This window comes from Dactylosporangium sp. CA-139114 (genome assembly GCF_050955725.1).
In the GTDB taxonomy this organism is placed as follows: Bacteria; Actinomycetota; Actinomycetes; order Mycobacteriales; family Micromonosporaceae; genus Dactylosporangium.
This window is the reverse complement of the sequence record NZ_CP192080.1, coordinates 4,145,828-4,163,687: the sequence shown is the minus strand read 5'-3', so window position 1 is coordinate 4,163,687 and position 17,860 is coordinate 4,145,828. Positions and strand designations below refer to the sequence as shown.

Annotated in this window: 14 protein-coding genes; 12 read left to right on the top strand and 2 right to left on the bottom strand. The window is 74.7% G+C overall.

Annotated elements, in window-relative coordinates:
• Nucleotides 1-19: 19 nt before the first annotated feature.
• Together ACQP2P_RS18935 and ACQP2P_RS18930 are read right to left on the bottom strand one after the other, a co-directional pair.
• On the bottom strand, nucleotides 20-2,065 hold the full coding sequence (locus tag ACQP2P_RS18935; RefSeq protein ID WP_433617733.1) for a methyl-accepting chemotaxis protein: 2,046 nt from the start codon (nucleotides 2,063-2,065) through the stop codon (nucleotides 20-22).
• A 37-nt stretch (nucleotides 2,066-2,102) separates the two neighbouring features.
• Complete coding sequence (locus ACQP2P_RS18930) at nucleotides 2,103-3,362, bottom strand: DUF2314 domain-containing protein (RefSeq protein ID WP_433617732.1); 1,260 nt, start codon at nucleotides 3,360-3,362, stop codon at nucleotides 2,103-2,105.
• A 119-nt stretch (nucleotides 3,363-3,481) separates the two neighbouring features.
• Here ACQP2P_RS18930 and ACQP2P_RS18925 point away from each other — a divergent pair, with 119 nt between their 5' ends.
• The 12 genes from ACQP2P_RS18925 (at nucleotide 3,482) to ACQP2P_RS18870 (ending at nucleotide 17,562) form a co-directional block, all read left to right on the top strand.
• Nucleotides 3,482-4,462: an ATP-grasp domain-containing protein gene (locus tag ACQP2P_RS18925; protein WP_433617731.1), complete on the top strand. Its 981-nt coding sequence runs from the start codon at nucleotides 3,482-3,484 to the stop codon at nucleotides 4,460-4,462.
• Nucleotides 4,456-5,727, top strand: a complete 1,272-nt coding sequence (locus ACQP2P_RS18920) for an MFS transporter (RefSeq protein ID WP_433617730.1) — start codon at nucleotides 4,456-4,458, stop codon at nucleotides 5,725-5,727. The genes ACQP2P_RS18925 and ACQP2P_RS18920 overlap by 7 nt, the downstream gene beginning before the upstream one ends.
• 215 nt (nucleotides 5,728-5,942) lie before the next feature.
• Entirely contained in the window at nucleotides 5,943-6,752 is an 810-nt protein-coding gene (locus ACQP2P_RS18915; RefSeq protein WP_433617728.1) for an SDR family NAD(P)-dependent oxidoreductase, read from the top strand.
• A gap of 521 nt (nucleotides 6,753-7,273) precedes the next feature.
• Nucleotides 7,274-9,262 carry a BTAD domain-containing putative transcriptional regulator gene (locus ACQP2P_RS18910; RefSeq protein WP_433617727.1) on the top strand — a complete coding sequence of 663 codons (1,989 nt, stop codon included), beginning with the start codon at nucleotides 7,274-7,276 and terminating at the stop codon, nucleotides 9,260-9,262.
• 287 nt (nucleotides 9,263-9,549) lie between these two features.
• Nucleotides 9,550-10,875, top strand: coding sequence for an amino acid adenylation domain-containing protein (locus tag ACQP2P_RS18905; protein ID WP_433617725.1), 1,326 nt, complete (start codon nucleotides 9,550-9,552; stop codon nucleotides 10,873-10,875).
• On the top strand, nucleotides 10,872-11,114 hold the full coding sequence (locus tag ACQP2P_RS18900; RefSeq protein ID WP_433617723.1) for an acyl carrier protein: 243 nt from the start codon (nucleotides 10,872-10,874) through the stop codon (nucleotides 11,112-11,114). Before ACQP2P_RS18905 ends, ACQP2P_RS18900 begins: the two co-directional genes overlap by 4 nt.
• A complete protein-coding gene (locus ACQP2P_RS18895; RefSeq protein ID WP_433617721.1) occupies nucleotides 11,111-12,430 on the top strand; it encodes a flavin monoamine oxidase family protein in 1,320 nt (439 codons plus the stop codon). The genes ACQP2P_RS18900 and ACQP2P_RS18895 overlap by 4 nt, the downstream gene beginning before the upstream one ends.
• Nucleotides 12,423-14,120 (top strand): class I adenylate-forming enzyme family protein, encoded by a 1,698-nt coding sequence (locus ACQP2P_RS18890; protein ID WP_433617719.1) that lies wholly within the window; start codon nucleotides 12,423-12,425, stop codon nucleotides 14,118-14,120. Before ACQP2P_RS18895 ends, ACQP2P_RS18890 begins: the two co-directional genes overlap by 8 nt.
• Nucleotides 14,117-15,397 carry a KamA family radical SAM protein gene (locus tag ACQP2P_RS18885; RefSeq protein WP_433617718.1) on the top strand — a complete coding sequence of 427 codons (1,281 nt, stop codon included), beginning with the start codon at nucleotides 14,117-14,119 and terminating at the stop codon, nucleotides 15,395-15,397. The genes ACQP2P_RS18890 and ACQP2P_RS18885 overlap by 4 nt, the downstream gene beginning before the upstream one ends.
• Before the next feature lie 9 nt (nucleotides 15,398-15,406).
• Nucleotides 15,407-16,192 (top strand): DUF3050 domain-containing protein, encoded by a 786-nt coding sequence (locus ACQP2P_RS18880; RefSeq protein ID WP_433617717.1) that lies wholly within the window; start codon nucleotides 15,407-15,409, stop codon nucleotides 16,190-16,192.
• The gene (locus tag ACQP2P_RS18875) at nucleotides 16,183-17,172 is read left to right on the top strand and encodes a threonine aldolase family protein (RefSeq protein WP_433617716.1); all 990 of its coding nucleotides are present in this window, start codon (nucleotides 16,183-16,185) and stop codon (nucleotides 17,170-17,172) included. The genes ACQP2P_RS18880 and ACQP2P_RS18875 overlap by 10 nt, the downstream gene beginning before the upstream one ends.
• 57 nt (nucleotides 17,173-17,229) lie before the next feature.
• Entirely contained in the window at nucleotides 17,230-17,562 is a 333-nt protein-coding gene (locus ACQP2P_RS18870; protein ID WP_433617714.1) for a hypothetical protein, read from the top strand.
• Nucleotides 17,563-17,860: the final 298 nt, after the last annotated feature.

The window sequence follows — 17,860 nt, the reverse complement described above, 5'->3', positions numbered from 1 at the left end:
TCCGCTGCGAAAGCGGTGCTCAGATCTCGCCGGGGCCGATCAGCGCGCGGATGTAGTCGCTGATGCGGGCCACGAGGTGCGCGTCGGGGTCGACGAACTCCACGCCGAGCTCGTCGGCGTCGCCGCCGATGTGCCGCACGGCACGGCCCCGCACCCGCAGCTCCTCGTCGCCGAGGTGCAGGCGCAGGTCGAGCTCGGCGGCCAGCGGCGGGCGCAGGCCGTCGTGGAAGCCGCAGCGCAGGCCGCTGATCGACAGGTCGAGCAGGTCGGCCTCGATGGGGCGGCCCTGGTGCACCACGGTCACCTTGCCCTCGACCGCGGCGCGGCTGTGCCGGCGGCGCTCGAGCCGGTCGGTGACCTGGGCGAGGGCCTCGATGCGGGCGACCGCCTCGCGGACGCTGCCGACCAGCCGCTCGACCGAGGCGCGCTGGCGCACGGCGACGGCGCTGAGCTCGGCGGTGACCTCACCGACGGCGTTGACCCCCTGGCTCATGTCGGTGATGACGGCGGACATGGCGGTGGTGTTGGCGCCGAGCGCCGAGACGGTCTCGGTGATCTCGGTGGTGGAGTCCTTCGTCTTCGACGCCAGGCCCTTCACCTCGCCGGCCACGACGCTGAAGCCCCGGCCGGCCTCCCCGGCCCGGGCCGCCTCGATGGTGGCGTTGAGGGCGAGCAGGTTGGTCTGCCCGGCGACGCCGGCGATGAGGTTCGCGATGCCGTCGACCCGGCCGAGGCTCGCGGTCACGGCCTCGATGACCCCGCCGGCGTCGTTGGCGCGCTCGACGACGCCGCGGGTGACCCGGTCGGCGTCGCCCGCCTGCCGCTCGATCGCGTCGGCGGCGCCCATCACCTCGTCGGCCTGCTCCATGACGTTGCGCAGCTCGACCAGCACGGCGTCGCTGGTGTCGTCGATGACCTCGCCCGCCCGGCGCCGGACCGTCTGCTCGGCCAGCTGCTGGCGCACGTTCGTGGTCATCAGCTGGGCCTCCTTGGCGGCCCGCTCCTGCTGCAGGTGCACTTCCTGCTCGTGCATGGCGTCGAGCATCGCGTCGATGGCCCGGCCGAGCTCGGCGATGTCGTCGCTGCCCTCGGGGTGCACCCGCAGGAGCTTGTCGCCGGAGCGGACGATCGCCTCGGTGGTGCGCCGCAGCGGCCCGACCCGGCGGCGCAGCGCGGCCCGCACGGACCACAGCATCACCACGACGAGCACGACGGTCGCGGCGGCGACGAACACGAACAGCTGCACGGCGGTGCGGCTGGCGGCGGCGTGGATCGGACGGACGGCGACGACCTCGAGCACGACCCGGCCGCCGTTGGCGGTGGCGATCGTGGCGTCCATGGCGATGTGGTGGGAGCCGGTCACCACGGTGCCGATGGCGACGCTGCCGAGCTGGCTGGTGAGCCCGGGCTGGGCCTGGGTGCCCGGGCGCGGCTCGGCGACCAGGGTCAGAGGCAGGTTGATGGCCTTGGCGAAGCGGGCGACCCGCTCGGCGTCGAGGCGCTTGAGCATGACCATGCCCCCGGACGGGGGGCCCTCGCCGCTGCTGGGGAACGAGCCGACGCCGCAGAAGAGGTACGGCGCGTCGGCCGTCACGATCCCGCACAGCGACGCGCCGGCCGGCTTGGCCGGGTCGAAGAGCGCGCGCAGCACGGCCGGGTCGCGCAGCTGCGGCGGCGGCTGGACGAAGGTCTCGGCGGCGCTGGTCAGGCCGCCGACGCGCAGGGTGCCGTCGAGGCCGACGCCGAGCAGCCCGTCGATGTCGTTGACGTCGAGCTGGGTGTTCGGCGGCAGATCGGCGGTGAAGCCGGCCGTGTCGGCGTTCTGGATCTCCTGGAACGTGTTGTCCCAGACCGCGTTCACGGTGCCGAACGCGGTCAGCAGCTGGGCCTGGGCGTCCAGGCCGATGCGGATCCGGTCGGCGTCCTGCGCCACCTGGCTCGACTCCAGCCGCTCGAACGCGCTCGTGGTGATCATCTGCATCACCAGGAACGCCGCCGCCAGCCCGGCGAGCGCGGCGGCGACCGGCACCAGGCGACGGGTCAGCCGCCGTCCGTCGAGACCCACACCGTGCTGTTCGGCACGGCGGCGGCCGACCTGAGCGTCATTCGCCGGTCAGTACGGCGTTGGTCCAGCCGCCCTCGACGATGCCCTCGCCGTCGATCCACACGCCCCAGTCGACGATCTCCGGGTCGCGGACCAGGGTCGGGCGGCCGGTGCGCACCGCCGGGTCGATCTCGGCGTCGGACATGCTCACGCCGTGCAGGCGGCGCGGGTCGGGCCAGGTGGTGACGGCGGACCAGATCAGCTCCGTCGCCTCGCCCCGGGTCAGGCGGTGCTTGACGATGAGGTGCCGCTCGGGGCCGAACTCGCCGGCCAGGAACCGGGTGCGGGCCGCGGGCAGGGCCTCCCGGGCGCTCGCGACGGCCTCGCGCATCCGCTCGTCGTCCGGCGCGTACCGCACCGTCGTGGACCGCACCCCGAACAGCTCGTCGACCACCTGGGCCAGAAACTCCCCGGCGGAGTACGGGAACTCGTCGGGCGGAATGATCGTGAGTAGGCTGTCCTGCTCCGGCGACTCGACGTCCAGCCGCAGCTGCACCAGCGTGGAGCGGGCCTCGGCGTCCGCCCCGGGCACCTCGCCGTAGGCGCGCACGGCGTCGGCCGCGGTGACGGTCAGCTCGTTCGGCATGCGCACGAACGCCTCGCCGTGGGCCCGCTCGACCGCCTGCGCCCAGCGCACCACGAGGGCCCGGGCGATCCCGGTCAGCCCGCTCGTCCAGGCCCGCGCGAGCGTCGGCGGCACGTCGTTCACCTGCAGTTCCGGCAGGCCGAAGCGGCCCAGGCCGCGGGTCGTCATCCACAGCCCCCGGTCCCCCGCCGACTGCGGCACGAGCACCCACGCGCTCAGTGCGGAGCGGCCGTCGGGGCCGGGCAGCGAGGCCAGGGCCGCGGCCGGGTCGAGCACCTGCGGGGTGAACAGGTCGACGAGGGTGCCGCCGAGGTCCTGCGCGATGCCGGCCGCGACCGCGCGGGCGTGCCACTCGTGGGCGGGCGGCCAGCCGGCGCCGAAGACCGCCTGGACGACGACGAGGTGTGTGGCGGTGACCACGGCCCGCAGCGCCTCGGGCGGGGCGGCGAAGACGCGCAGGTGCTCGATCGGCAGCGGCGGGGCCTCGGCGACCGGGGCGACGCTGACCGACATCAGCGGCCCGTCGAGCATCCGGCGCACCGCCTCGCCCAGCGGGCCCTCGATCCGGGCCGCCGCCGCGCTCGCCGCCGCGGCCGGGTCGCCCGGCGGCCGGTCGGTCGCCACGACGTAGGTGGCGACGATGGTCTCGGGCACGCTGAGCACGATCTCCACGCCGGCAATCCTGTCGCATTCCGCGCGTGTAGTCGACCCGAAGCGGTTCCGTGGCGGCGCTCGCGACACTCCCTGCACCCGTGGGCGCGCAACGCTCACCGACGAGCAGGGGGTTAGGCATGCTGCGACGACTGTGCTGGCTGTTTCCGGACCGGGAGTCCAGCCGGACCTCGGCGACGTGGAACGCGGCGTTCTGGCAGACCTACGCCGAGGTCGCGAAGGACCTCGACCTGAGCTGGGAGCGGGTGACCCCCGAGTCGGTGGTCGTCGACGCGCTGGACCCGCGGCGGCCGGTGGTGCGGGTCGACGGGGTGGCGGTGACGCCCGAGGACACGCTGTTCATCACGTCGCTGTACTCCCTGCCCTACCAGTCCGCCGACGTGTTCAACCAGCTCGCCCTGTTCGAGGTGCTCGACCAGGCCGGCTTCTACCTGCCGCACCCGCCGCGCCTGGCGATGCTGTGCAACGACAAGCTCGCCTCGGCCCTGTTCCTGCGCGACTGCCCGGTGCCGCCGATCCCCACCGTGCGCATCGGGCCCGGCCGGGACCTCGTCTACGACGACTACGTGGCGAGCATCGGGGCGCTGCCCTTCCCGGCGCTGGCCAAGCCGTCGGGCTGGTGCGCCTCGCGCGGGATCAACCTGGCGCACAACCCGCACGACGTGCGCGGGTTGCTCAGCCTCGCCCAGGGCGGGGACACGACGCTGGTGTTCCAGCCGTACCTCGGGCCGCGCACGATGGACTACCGGGTCTACCTCATCGACGGCGAGCCGCTCGGGGTGCTGGTGCGCCGGCCCGGCGACGGGGCGCTCTACGTGCAGTTCAGCACCGGCGGGAAGCTCTACTACACGGACCTGCCCGACGAGCTGCGGCCCGCGGTCGCGTGGTTCAAGGACAATCTGCGGCTGCCGTACCTGTGCGCCGACTTCCTGCACGACGGCGAGCGCTGGTGGCTGTCGGAGATCGAGCTCGACGGCACCATCCAGTGCCCGGACGCCAAGTCGCCCGACGCGGTGCGCACGCAGCGGGAGCTCATCGCGGCCCGGTTCGACGCCTACCGCCGCGGGCACGCCGCTCGCTTCGCCGGGCCCGCATGCTGACCGCCGACCCGCCCGTGCGCCTCGGCCGGGAGTTCAACCTGCTGTGGGCCGGGCAGACGGTGAGCAACATCGGCGACAAGATCAGCATCTTCGTCATCCCGACCCTCATGATCCTGGTGCTGCACGCCTCGCCCTTGCAGGTCGGGCTGGTCGCGATGGCGCAGTACCTCGCGATCCCGCTGCTGAGCCTGGTCGCGGGGGCGCTGGTGGACCGGTGGGACCTGCGCCGGACGCTGATCGGCTGCGACCTCGTGCGGGCGGCCGTCATCGCGCTCGTCCCGGCCGCCTACTTCGGGGGCTTCCTGTCGGTGCCGCTGGCGTTCGCCGTCGTCGCCGTCGTCAACGCCACCGCGGTCTTCTTCAACGTCGGCTACACCGCGACCATCGCCTCGATCGTGGAGCCGGAGGGGCGGGTCAAGGCGTACTCGCACCTGGAGGCCAGCCGCACCACCTCCGACGTCGTCGGGCCGGCCGTCGCCTCCGGCATCTACGTGCTGCTCGGCGCGGGCGCGCTGCTCGTCGACGCGGCGTCGTTCCTGTTCTCGGCGCTGCGGATCCGGGCGATGAAGCCCTACGGCGGCGGCGAGGGGCGGCAGGAGCCGATGTTCAGGCGCCTGGCGCACGGGGTGCGGCTCAACTGGAGCGACCCGGTCCTGCGCCGCACGCTGCAGGGCACCCTGCTGGCCAACATCGGCGGCCCGATCTTCGTGACCGTGCTGCCGATCCTGGCGTACCGCGGCCTCGGCATGTCCGTCGGCACGCTCGGGGCGGTCATGTCGATCGCCGCGGCCGGGGCGGTCGGCGGGTCGCTGGTCGCGCAGCGGGTCAGCGCGCGGCTCGGCGCGGCCCGGCTCATCCCGTGGTCGATCTTCCTGCACTCGGCGGTCGGCTTCGGCGTGCTGCTCGCGCCCGCGCTGCCGGCCCCGATCGTGCTGGGCGTGACGCTGACGCTCTACGGGATCTTCATGGTCTGGTACAACGTCAGCACCGCCGCCGTCCGCCAGGCCCGGGTGCCCTCGCGGGACCAGGCCGTCTCGCACGCCGCGTTCCGGACCATCACCTGGGGCGTGATCCCGTTCAGCGTGCTCGCCGGCGGCATCATCGTCGACGCGCTCGCCGGGGACTGGGGCATCCTCGGCGCGGCCAAGCTCGCCATGGCCGGGGGCACGCTCATCGGCACGCTGTTCGCGGCCATCCCCCTGGCCCCCATCCACGGCCTGCTCCAGCGCGAGCGGGCCGCCGTCGAGGCGGAGGTCCCGGCATGAGCGGTCCGGAGCGAAGCGGAGGTGGCGGCATGAGCGGTCCGGAGCGAAGCGGAGGTGGCGGCACGAGCGGTCCGGAGCGAAGCGGAGGTGGCGGCACGAGCGGTCCGGAGCGAAGCGGAGGTGGCGGCATGAGCGGTCCGGAGCGAAGCGGAGGGGCCGCTCATCATGGACCCAGTTCCCTCAGGCCGACACCGGAGCGAAGCGGAGGTGGCGGCATGAGCAAGGTGCTGCTGGTCACGGGAGCGTCCACCGGCATCGGGCTGGAGACCGCGAAGGCGGCCGCCGCCGCCGGGTGGAGCGTGGTGGCGGGGATGCGCAAGCCCTTCGACCTGCCCGGCATCGACGTCCGCCCGCTCGACGTCACCGACCCGGACTCGGTCGCGGCCTGCGTCGCGGGCGTGGCCGCCGACCACGGCCGGCTCGACGCGCTGGTCAACAACGCCGGCGTCGGCAACACGGTGCCGACGATCGAGCAGGCCGACCTGGCCGCGTTCCGGGCCAACATCGAGGTCAACTTCTTCGGCGTGGTCGCGATGACCAAGGCCGCGCTGCCGCACCTGCGGGCCGCGGGCGGGCGGGTGCTCACCGTCGGCAGCACCCGCGGGCTCGTCGGGCAGCCGTTCAACGAGGCCTACTGCGCGGCCAAGTTCGCCGTCGAGGGCTTCATGGAGGCGCTCGCCCCGGTCGCCCGGGGCCTCGGGGTGACCGTCGTGCTCGTCGAGCCCGGGCCGGTGCTGCAGACCGCGTTCGCGGCCAACACCGGGGTCACCCGCGAGTCCCTGCTCGCCTCGGCCGGGCCCTACGAGCCGGTGCTGCGGCCCTACCTCGACTGGGTCGCCCGCACCGCCTGGCCGGGCGCGCAGCCGGCCGCCGAGATCGCCGCGATCATCCTCGCCGCGCTGGCCGACCCCGACCCGCCGCTCCGGGTGCTGACCAGCGACTGGGCCCGCGAGTTCGCCGCCGTGAAGCTCGCCGACCCCGACGGCACCGAGATTCGCCGCCGGGCCAGTTCCTGGCTTGTCTGACACCCCGCCCGCCCGCGCGCAAACCGCCGGATTCGAACATGCGTTCGAGTCCGGCGGCTTTTCTTTATATATCGATCATCGCGAATTGCGAATTCGATTCGGCGCCCCGGACCCAGTGTCCGGCCCGCCGGGGTTCGCGGGGGACCGCGGCCTGCGTGGGCATCCGATCACATACCAAGGGGTTCGCGGCAATCCCGCGCTTCACGGCCTGCGCGCCACTCGCCCGGCGTGCCAGAAAAGGCCCGAGTTGACACATGGCGCGAAACCACCCGGCAATTCGCCCGATTCGCTCCCTTGGCCGAGCATCGAAGGCCGTCACGCTCCGTGATGACTGCCCGACTCTTGCCGCAGCCTCGCCTCGTCGTGCACGAATGGATGCCCGATCGCGAACCGATCGGCCGCAATCGATCACACACACGATGTGGGACAGCTCTACGGGATGAGGTATATCGATGCTTGAGGTATCGCTGCTGGGTCCGACCGAGGCGCGCGTATCCGGCCGTACGGTTTCCCTCTCGCCGTTGGAACGCAATGTTCTCGCCATTCTCGCGCTGTCCAGAAATGCGGTCGTCTCCACCGAGCGCATCATCGAGCTGCTGTGGAGCGACCGGCACCCGGCCGCCCCCCGCTCCCGGGTCCAGGGCCTCGTCTCGGCCCTGCGGCGCAAGGTCGGCGCGACGCTGGCCACCCGGCACCCCGGCTACGTCCTCGAGGCGGCCGGCGCCGCGACCGACCTCGACGCCATGCACGCCCTGGTGCGCCGGGCCCGCCGCGGCGCCACCGTCGCCGACACCGCCCGCGACCTGCGCGCCGCCCTCGCACTCTGGCGCGGCGACCCGCTCGACGGCGTCACCGCGCCGGGCGCCGAGGTCGAGCGCGTCCGCCTCGCCGAGCTGCGCATCGGCCTGTTCGAGGAGCTCTTCGAGGCCGAGCTGGCGGTCGGGCCGCCGGCCGGGCTGGCCGGGGTCGCGGACCTGGTCGGGGAGATGGCCGGGCTGCTGGCCGCGAACCCGCTGCGGGAGCGGCTCGCCGGGCAGCTCATGCGGGCCTTGCTGCGGGCCGGTCGCCAGGCCGACGCGCTGCACGTCTACGAGACGCTGCGGCGGCGGCTCGCGGACGAGCTCGGCGGCGACCCCGGACCCGAGCTGCGCGGGCTGCACGCGGCGATCCTGCGCGGCGAGATCGCGCCGCCGCGGGCCGAGGCCTGGGCGGACGCGATCACGGCCTACGCGCCCGCCCCGGCCGCGGGCTCGATGGGCTCGGCGCTGGCGGTGGGGCTGGAGCGGGCGCCGGACCCGTTCGCGGCCCGGTTCGCCGACGCCCCGGCCTTACCGGGGGCCCTCGCGGCGGGGCCGTTCACCACGGCCGCGGGGGCCATGCGGGCGCCGGCCACGCTGCCGGCCAGCGTCGGGCACTTCACCGGGCGCGACGAGGCGCTCAAGGCGCTCACCGACGCGGTCACCCGCCCCGCCGACGAGCCGCGGGTGGTGCTCGTCTCCGGCCTCGGCGGGCTCGGCAAGACCGCGCTCGTCGTGAAGTGGGCGCACGGCGCGGCCGGGGACTTCCCGGACGGCCAGATCTACGTCGACCTGCACGGCGACGCGCTGTCGCCGCTGGACGCGCTCGGGGCGGTGCTGAGCGCGCTCGGGGCGGGCCGCGACGAGCTGCCGGAGGGGCTGGACGAGCGCACGGCGCGGTACCGTGCCCACCTCAACGGCCGCCGCGTGCTCATCGTGGCCGACGACGCCGGCTCGGTCGAGCAGCTGCTCCCGCTCGTGCCGCCGACCACGGACGGGCAGCTCGTGGTCACCAGCCGGCTGCGGCTGCCGGCCCTGGCCGCGCACCACGAGGTCGAGGTGCTGCCGATGGACCCGCTGACCGGCGAGGCCACCCGGGAGCTGCTGGAGCGCATCGCGGGCCGGGAGATGCGCCGCGGCGACCCGGCGGCCGGGCGGCTCGTGCGCTGGTGCGGCGGCTACCCGCTCGCGGTGCGCACGGCCGGGCTGCGGCTGGCCGGGCGGCCGGGGCAGTCGCTGGACGCGTTCGCCGAGGAGCTGACCGGCGCCGACCTGGACGACGACGCGCCCGGCGGCTCCCTCGACGTGCTCCGCCGCGGCGGCCGGAGGGGCGACGCCCCCGGCGACGGCTCCCGCGACGGGTTCGCCGCCGGCCCGGCGGGGGTGCCCGGCGTGCTCGCGCCGGCGCTGGCCAGCGCGCACGCGACGCTCAGCCCGGCAGCGGCGCACCTGTTCGGCCGGCTCGGGCTGGATCGCGGCGCCGCGATCACGGTGGACCGCTCGATGGCCACGACCGACCGGGCGCTGCGACGGGTGCGGCAGCTGCTGGACGAGCTGGTGAGCGTCAACCTGCTCACCGAGTCGGGGCCGGGCGGCTACCGGTTCCACGACCTGGTGCTGCGCTACGCCCGCGAGTGCGGGGCCGAGCTCGTGGACCGCGACGCCGTCGACGAGTGGATGCGCCGCCGCGGTCCGGTCGGCATCGCCGTCTGAGCACCCACCCCGCGCGGCCCGCACCTTCGCCGGGCCGCGCGGGCTAGTGCCCGCACCGCACGCGGGGCCGCGCGGGCTGGGGCCCGCACCGCATGCCGGGCCGCGCGGGCTGGGGCCCGCGGCGCACCGTCCGACGGTGGCGGGAGTCCGCAGCGCATCACTCGCGGCCGTGTGGCGCATCCACAGCCGATCTGTAGCGGCCGATGCCACGCTCGGCGGGCCTTCGACAACGCGTCGAACGCCCTTCGAGCAGGTGAGGTGGCATCATCGACACGCTGCTGTCCGCCGTGGCCGCGCACGCCCGCGTGGCGCCGCTGCGGCCCGCGATCGTGCACAACAGCATCCCGGTGAGCTACGGGCAGCTCGCCGCGGACCTCGGCGCCGTGCGGCGCCGGCTCGGGCCGCGGCCCGGCACGGTGACCGTCGACGCGCGGCACGACCCGGCCACGATCGCCGAGCTGCTGGGGATCTGGGCGGCCGGCGGCACCTACTGCCCGCTCGACCCCGCGTTCCCGCCCGCCCGGCGCGAGGCGATGCGGCAAGCCGTCGCCGAGCCGGGCGACGCCGCCGGTGACGACCTCGCCTACATCCTGTTCACCTCCGGCTCGACCGGGGCCCCGAAGCCGGTCGCCACCCCGCGCGCCGCGATCGAGACCGTCACACCCGCGCTCGCGGGGCTGTTCGGGCTCACCGCGGCCGACCGGGTGCTGCAGTTCGCCTCGCTCAACTGGGACACGTGCTTCGAGGAGATCCTGCCGACGCTGCTGGCCGGGGCCGCGGTCGTGCTCGCCGACGACGCGCACAGCGGGTCGTTCCCGCGGCTGCTGCGCGCGGTCGAGCGCGACGAGGTCAGCGTGCTCAACCTGCCGACCGCGTTCTGGCACGAGCTCGTCCGGCACCTCGCGGCCGCCGGGCACGGGCTGCCCGCGAGCGTGCGGCTCGTCGTCATCGGCGGGGAGGCGGTGGCCCCGGCCCGACTCGCCGAGTGGTCCGCGCTGCCGGGGACGCGAGGCGTGCGGCTGCTCAACACGTACGGCTGCACCGAGACCACCCTGATCACGCACGCCGCCGAACTGCCCGGCGACGGGGCCCCGATCGGGCGGGCGCTGCCGCACGTGCGCGAGCGGATCGAGGCCGACGGCGAGCTGCTCATCGGCGGCCCGGCGCTCGCCCGCGGCTACCTCGGCCGGCCCGCCGAGACCGCCGAGCGGTTCGTGCAGCGCGACGGCGAACGCTGGTTCCGCACCGGCGACCTGGTGTCCCGGCGCGGCGACGGGCAGCTCGTGCACGAGGGCCGCCGCGACCGCCAGGTGAAGATCCGCGGCATCCGCGTCGACCCCGGCGAGATCGAGGCGCGGCTGGCCGAGCACCCGGGCGTGCGCGGGGTCGCCGTGGTGGCGAGCGTGCGCGGCGGGCAGACGTCGCTGACCGCCTACGTCGTGACGACCCCCGGGACCGCCGACATCGCCGACATCGCCGCCCACGTCCGCACGCACCTGCCCGGCCATCTGGTGCCCGCACGCATCGAGCGGGTCGAGGCGCTCGCCTACACCGCGAGCGGCAAGGTCGACCGCTCCGCCACCGCCCAAGCCCACGAGGAGGCCCTGCGTTGACCGTCGACGAGCTCACCCTGATCTACGCCGAGGTGCTGGAGGCGCCCGGCATCGCCCCCGACGAGGACTTCTTCGCCGCCGGCGGGGACTCGCTGCTGGCCACCCGCGTGCTGTCCGCGGTCTACCGGGCCGGCGGCGGCGAGCTGACGTTCGAGGACTTCGTGGCCCACCCCACCCCGGCCGCACTCTCCACCTTGCTCATCGGCCGCCAGGCGAGCCCGTTGGGCGTGGCTCCGTGAGGGTCGTCGTGGTCGGGGCCGGTCTGGCCGGGCTCACCGCCGCAACCCGCCTCGCCGAGGCCGGGGCGGACGTGACCGTGCTGGAGGCGCGCGACCGGGTCGGCGGGCGCACCCACGGCCTCGAGGTGGCGCCGGGGGCGTGGGTCGACGCCGGCGCCGCGTACCTCGGCGAGCGCCACACCGCCCTGCTCGACCTCCTGGCCCGGCTCGGGCTCAAGACGGTCCCGACGGGGATGGACGGGGCCAGCCGGTTCGCGCTGCACGGCGACGCCGTCGAGCAGCGCGACGGCCGGTTCCCGCCGCTGGCCGCGGTCGCGCTCGGCGACCTCTTCGACCGCCTCGACGCGCTCACCCGCCGGGTCGACCCCGCGGCGCCCTGGGCCACCGAGGGGGCCGCGGCGCTCGACACGCTCACCGCCGGCGCGTGGGCGCGGGCGAACCTGACCCACCCCGACGCGCGGGCCTTCTTCCCGCTGTTCCTCGGCGAGATGATGGCCGCCGCGCCCGAGGACGTCTCGGTCCTGCACATGGCGTTCTACCTGCGCTCGGGCGGGGGGCTGCGATACCTCAACGCCTTCGCCGGCGGCGCCCAGGAGTCCAGGGTGGACGGAGGCGCGCACCAGGCCTGCGAGCTGCTGGCCGAGCGGCTCGCCGGGCGGGTGGTCCTCGGCCGGCCGGTCACGAGCGTGCACCAGGACGCGCACGGGGTGACCGTCGAGGGCCACTACCGCGCCGACGCCGTCGTCGTCGCGGTCCCGCCGCTGCTCGCCGACGCCATCGACTTCCGCCCGGGGCTGCCGGCGCCCCGGTCCGGGCGGGCCACCGCGCCCGGCTGCGCGGTGAAGGTACACCTGGTCCATCCCTCGCCGCTGTGGCGTGAGCAGGGCCTGTCGGGCTGGTCGGTCAGCGCGCAGGGGCCGCTGACGTCCACTGTGGACGACAGTCCGGCCGGCGGCGGGGCGGGGGTGCTGACCGGCTTCGTCACCGGTGCCGACGCGCACCGCTTCGCCGCGCTCGGCGAGCGCGAACGGCGGGCGGCCGCGACCGCGCAGGCGGCGAGGCTGTTCCCCGGCCTGCCCGAGCCGATCGCGGTGCACGTCACCGACTGGGTGCACGAGCGCTGGAGCCGCGGCTGCTACGCCGCGCTCCTGGGCCCCGGCGACTGGCTCGCCACCGGGCCGCGGCTGACCGAGCGGCACCACCGCGTGCACTGGGCCGGCACCGAGACGAGCACCGAGTTCTTCGGGCTCATGGAGGGCGCGATCCGCTCGGGCCACCGAGCGGCCTTGTCGGTTTTGGAGGAGCACGATGTATGAGACGCACAGCCCGGTCGCGCCGCTCGAGGTGCGCGAGCGGTTCATGACCGAGCCGGCGCTCGGGGCCGGCAACTTCCTGCAGTACGCGGCCGAGCACAACCCGAACCGGGCCGTGCCCGTGGTCTACAGCCACCACCCCGACCACACCGGTGGCGTGGTCCTGCGCGGGCACAGCCTGCTCGACCTGGTGGCGCTGCGGGACCGCTACGCGCGCTGGTACACGGTCAACGGGGTCCGCCCCGGCGAGCCCGTCGCCGTCGTGGTCGCCGAGGGCCTCGAGCCGCTGCTGCACTTCCTCGCGCTCACCGCGCTCGGCGCCATCCCGGCGATGGTCAACGACGCGATGCGGCCCGACGTCATGGTCCGCTACCTCGACCACGTCGGCGTCGTCGGGGTCGTGGCCGACGACACCACCCGGCTCGCCACCGCCTACCGGCAGAACCCCCAGCGGCGGCCCCGGTTCCTGGCGCTCGCGGCCGAGGTGCAGGCGTTCGACGCGTCCGGGGTCGAACTGCCGCCGTCGTACCCGTACCAGCACGCGCCGGACGACGTCGTCGGGCTCATCCACTCCAGCGGCACCACCGGCACCCCGAAGTCCACGATGCTCGCCCACCGGCAGTTCTGGAACGGCAAGCAGCCGCGCATGGTGCGCTTCCCCTGCGAGCCGTACGACCGCCTCATGTCGCTCATGCCGCACACCCACGCCGGCGGGCTGAGCTACTTCCTCACCGCGATCCTGCTCGGCCTGCCGGTCATGGTCATGGGCGACCACCGCCGCGCGACCGTCGAGCCGGTGATGGAGGCCTTCCAGCCCACCATGGTCGCGTCGTTCCCCCGCACGTTCGTGGAGCTGGCCACCGGCGAGCTGCCGGTCAAGGGCGCCGCGAAGGTCCACTCGTGGTTCAACACCGGCGACTCCGCGCACCACGGCCACATCCGGCGCCTGGTCACCCTGGGCGAGCGCCCGGCCGGGCTCATCAAGCCGTGGCTGCTGCCGAGCGAGGCCGCGGCCGAGGCGGCGCTGCCCGGCTCCCAGTTCGTCGACGGGCTCGGCTCCTCCGAGATGGGCATGGCGCTCTTCGGCGGCATCACCACCCCGGAGACCGTCCGCAACGACCGGTGCGTCGGCAAGCCGCTCGAGGTCGTCGAGGCCGCGGCGATCCTGGACGAGGACGGCACCGAGCTGCCCGACGGCACGGTCGGGCTCCTCGCGGTCAAGTCGCCGTCGCTCACGCCGGGCTACTGGCACAATCCCAGGCTCACCGCCAGCTTCAGGCTCAACGGCTTCTGGTTAACCGGCGACGTCGCCTACCGCGACGCGGACGGGAACTTCTACCACCTCGACCGCACCGTCGACGTCATCGACACCGTGGACGGCCCGGTCTACAGCCTGCCGCTGGAGGAGGTGCTGCTCGCCGACTGCGCCGCGATGGTCCGCGACTGCTCGGTGGTCGGCGTCCCCGCGCCCGGCGGCGGCCAGCTGCCGATCGCCGTCGTGCAGCTGCAGGCGGGCGCCGATCCCGGCGAGGACGAGCTGCTGGAGCGGGCGAACAAGGAGCTCGCCGGGGCCGGCCTCGCGCCCCTGGCCGCGGTGCGGATCGCGCGCACCCCGGCCGACTTCCCGCTCGGCCCGACCGGCAAGGTGCTCAAGCGGGAGCTGCGGGCGCGGCACGCGTCCCTGCTGTCGTGACCGGCTACACCTACGTGCGGACGCCGCTGGTCGAACCCGACTGGCGGCGCCTGCCCGGTTACCGGTCGGTCACCGCGGCCGAGTGGCGCAGCGCCGGCTGGCAGCGCGCGCACTGCGTCAAGACCCCCGCGCAGCTGCGGGCCGTGCTCGGCGACCGGGCCGGCGACGACTTCTACGACGACCTCGCCGCCGACCGGGCCCGGTTCGCCACCATGGCGATGCTGCTGCCGCCGCAGATGCTCAACACGATGGTGCCCGGCGCCGAGCCGGACGCCGAGGCGCTGCGGGCCGACCCGGTGCGCCGCTACATGCTGCCGCTCGCCTCCGACCGGCACCCCGTCTGGCCGAGCCACCCGCGGGCCGAGCGGGACTCGCTGCACGAGGCCGAGATGTGGGCGGTCGAGGGGCTCACGCACCGGTACCCCACGAAGGTGCTCGCCGAGCTGGTGACGACGTGTCCGCAGTACTGCGGGCACTGCACCCGGATGGACCTCGTGGGCACCTCGACGCCGCAGGTGACCAAGAACCGGCTCACGCTCAAGCCCGCCCATCGCCGGGAGCTGATGCTGGACTACCTCAAGCGCACCCCCGCGGTCCGCGACGTGGTCGTCTCCGGCGGCGACGTGGCCAACGTGCCGTGGCACCAGCTCGAGGGCTTCCTGCGCCAGCTGCTCGACCTGGACTCGATCCGCGACATCCGCCTGGCCACCAAGGCGCTCGTCGGGCTGCCCCAGCACTGGCTGCAGCCCGGCGTGGTCGAGGGCGTGGCCCGGGTCGCGGCCGTGGCCCGGGAGCGCGGCGTGAACCTGGCCGTGCACACCCACGCCAACCACGTCGCGTCGCTCACCCCGCTGGTCGCCGAGGCGGCCCGGGCACTGCTCGGCGCGGGCGTGCGCGACGTGCGCAACCAGGGCGTGCTGCTGGCCGGGGTGAACGACTCGGTCGGGGCACTGCTCGACCTGTGCTTCGGCCTGCAGGACGAGGCGGGCATCCTGCCGTACTACTTCTACCTCTGCGACATGATCCCCGGCGCCGAGCACTGGCGCATCCCGCTCTCGGCCGCGATCACGCTGCAGGACGGGCTGATGGGCTGGCTGCCCGGGTACGCCACCCCGCGCCTGGTCTGCGACGTGCCCTACGCCGGCAAGCGCTGGGTGCACCAGGCCGTCTCCTACGACCGCGAGCGCGGCGTCTCCGCATGGTCCGGCTCCTCCTTCTACTACGACCCGATCCACACATTGCCCGAGGCCGGCCGCCACTGGTGGTCGCTGCAGTAAGGAGAGGACATGTCCCGCTACGACTGGGGCGACACGCACCCCGGGATCGAGAAGCTCAAGGCGGAGATCACCCCGGCCCGCGACCGCGTGGTCGGCCATCCGCTCTACGCCGCGCTGCGCGACCACGCGGCGATCGTGACGTTCATGGAGCACCACGTCTTCGCCGTGTGGGACTTCATGTCCCTGCTCAAGTCGCTGCAGCGCAGCCTCACCTGCGTCGACGTGCCGTGGGTGCCCAGCGGCCCGACCGGCAGCCGCCGGCTCATCAACGACATCGTGCTCGTCGAGGAGAGCGACGAGCTGCGCGGCGGGTTCATCAGCCACTTCGAGCTGTACCTCGAGGGCATGACCGAGGCCGGCGCCGACCGCACCGCGATCGACGCCTTCATCGCCGCCCTGCGCGCGGGCACCGGGGTGCCGGAGGCGCTCGTGGCCGCCGCCGTGCCCGCCCCGTCGGCCGCGTTCACGACCACGACGTGGGACTTCATCCGCACCGCGCCGGTGCACTGCCAGGCGGCCGCGTTCGCCTTCGGCCGCGAGGACCTCATCCCCGACATGTTCGAGCAGGTCGTGAAGGTCAACGAGCGCGGCGCGGGCAGGCTCGACACGTTCGTGGACTACCTGGCCCGCCACATCGAGGTCGACGGCGAGGAGCACACGCCGATGGCCATGCAGATGCTGGCCGACCTGTGCGGGGACGACGCCGCGCGCTGGACCGAGGCGGCGGACACCGTCATCGCGGCCCTGGACGCCCGCGTGGCCCTGTGGGACGGCATCCTGAAGGCGTGTACCTGATCAGTGACAACACCGCGGGCGTCCATCCGGACGTGCTCGCGGCCATCGCGGAGGCCAACACCGGGCACGTGCCCTCCTACGGCCGCGACCCGGTGACCGCCCGGGCCGACGCGCTGTTCCGCGAGCACTTCGGCGAGCGGGCCGAGACGGTGCTCGCGGTCACCGGGACCGCGGCGAACGTCATCGCGCTGGCGGCGCTCCTGCGCCCGTACGAGACCGTCCTCTGCGCCGGGACCGCGCACATCGTCACCGACGAGTGCGCGGCCCCGGAACGGTTCACCGGCGGGCGGATCACCACCGTGGACACCCCCGACGGCCGGCTCACGCCCGCGCAGGTCGCCGCGTTCGCCCGGGCCGGCGACCCGCCGCACGCCCCGCTGCCCCGGGCGGTGTCGATCGCCCAGCCGACCGAGCTCGGCACCCTGTACTCCGTCGCCGAGCTGCGCGCCCTGGCCGACACCGCGCACGAGCACGGGCTGCGGCTGCACATCGACGGCGCCCGGCTGGCCAACGCCGCCGCCGCGCTCGGCACCGGCCTGGCCGAGGCCGCGACCGGGGCCGACGTCGTGTCGTTCGGCGGCACCAAGAACGGGGCCCTGGCCGCCGACGCCGTGGTCTTCCTCGATGCCGGCCTCGCCGGTCCGCGGCACCTGATCCAGAAACAGGCCATGCAGCTGCTGTCCAAGAGCCGGTTCACCGCCGCCCAGTTCGTCGCGCTGCTCGACGGGGGCCTTTGGCGTACCAATGCCGAGCACGCCAACGCGATGGCCGCCCGCATCGCGTCCGTCCTCGCGGCTCACGCCGAGATCGTCCACCCGGTGCACACCAACGCCGTGTTCGCCACGCTGCCGTCCTGCGACGGGGAGCTCGACCGCTACGGCTCCGGCGACCCGATCCGCCGCTACATGGCCGCCTTCGACACGACACCGGCCGATGTGGACGCATTCGCGGGAGTCCTGCAAGCGGCGTTCACCCGCTGAGCCTTGGAACGGCTCTGCCGCGCAGCGCCTCGGCACCGGCACGGCCACGACCGTCGCGTGCGCGTCCGGGACCGAGGCACCGGCCAGGTCCGGCATGCCCTCAGCGACCACGACGACCCGGTGCTCGCGGTCGCGTGCAGTCCCGGCGGGAGCCTGCTCGCCTCGGGCTGCGCCCACCCCCGCCGCGACGTCTTCGACGCGCACCCGGGCGGCCCGGCCACGCTGGCGGTCCACCCATGTGCTCACCGCGGCCGGGCTCGACGGCGTCCCGCGCCTGTTCGACCTGGCCGACGGGGCGTGGAGCGCGCGGCACTGCACGCGGTCGCGTACCACGCCGACGGCTCAGCCCTGGCCACCGGCGACGACGCACACGTGGTGCTGCCGCACTAGTCCGCCCCGACGACCCCGCCGCGCGGCCACCGGGGCGCGGTGCTCGGGTTGGCGCTCGGCGGCACGCTGCTGGCCGGCGCGGGGCGGACGCGACGGCCCGTCCCTGGCCCAGCTCACCCGTGCTGACCGGGACTCTTCGTTGCCCCACAGGCGTCGGGGGAAAAGGGCAGCGCGGGATGCGTCGCAGCTGGTCCCGCTCGTCGATGACATGGGGCAGGATGCCGTCCCGGCGCACGCTGACGCGTTGCCCGGCCGGGGGGCTGATCCCTGCGCACGCGTTGACCACTCGGCCGGCCCC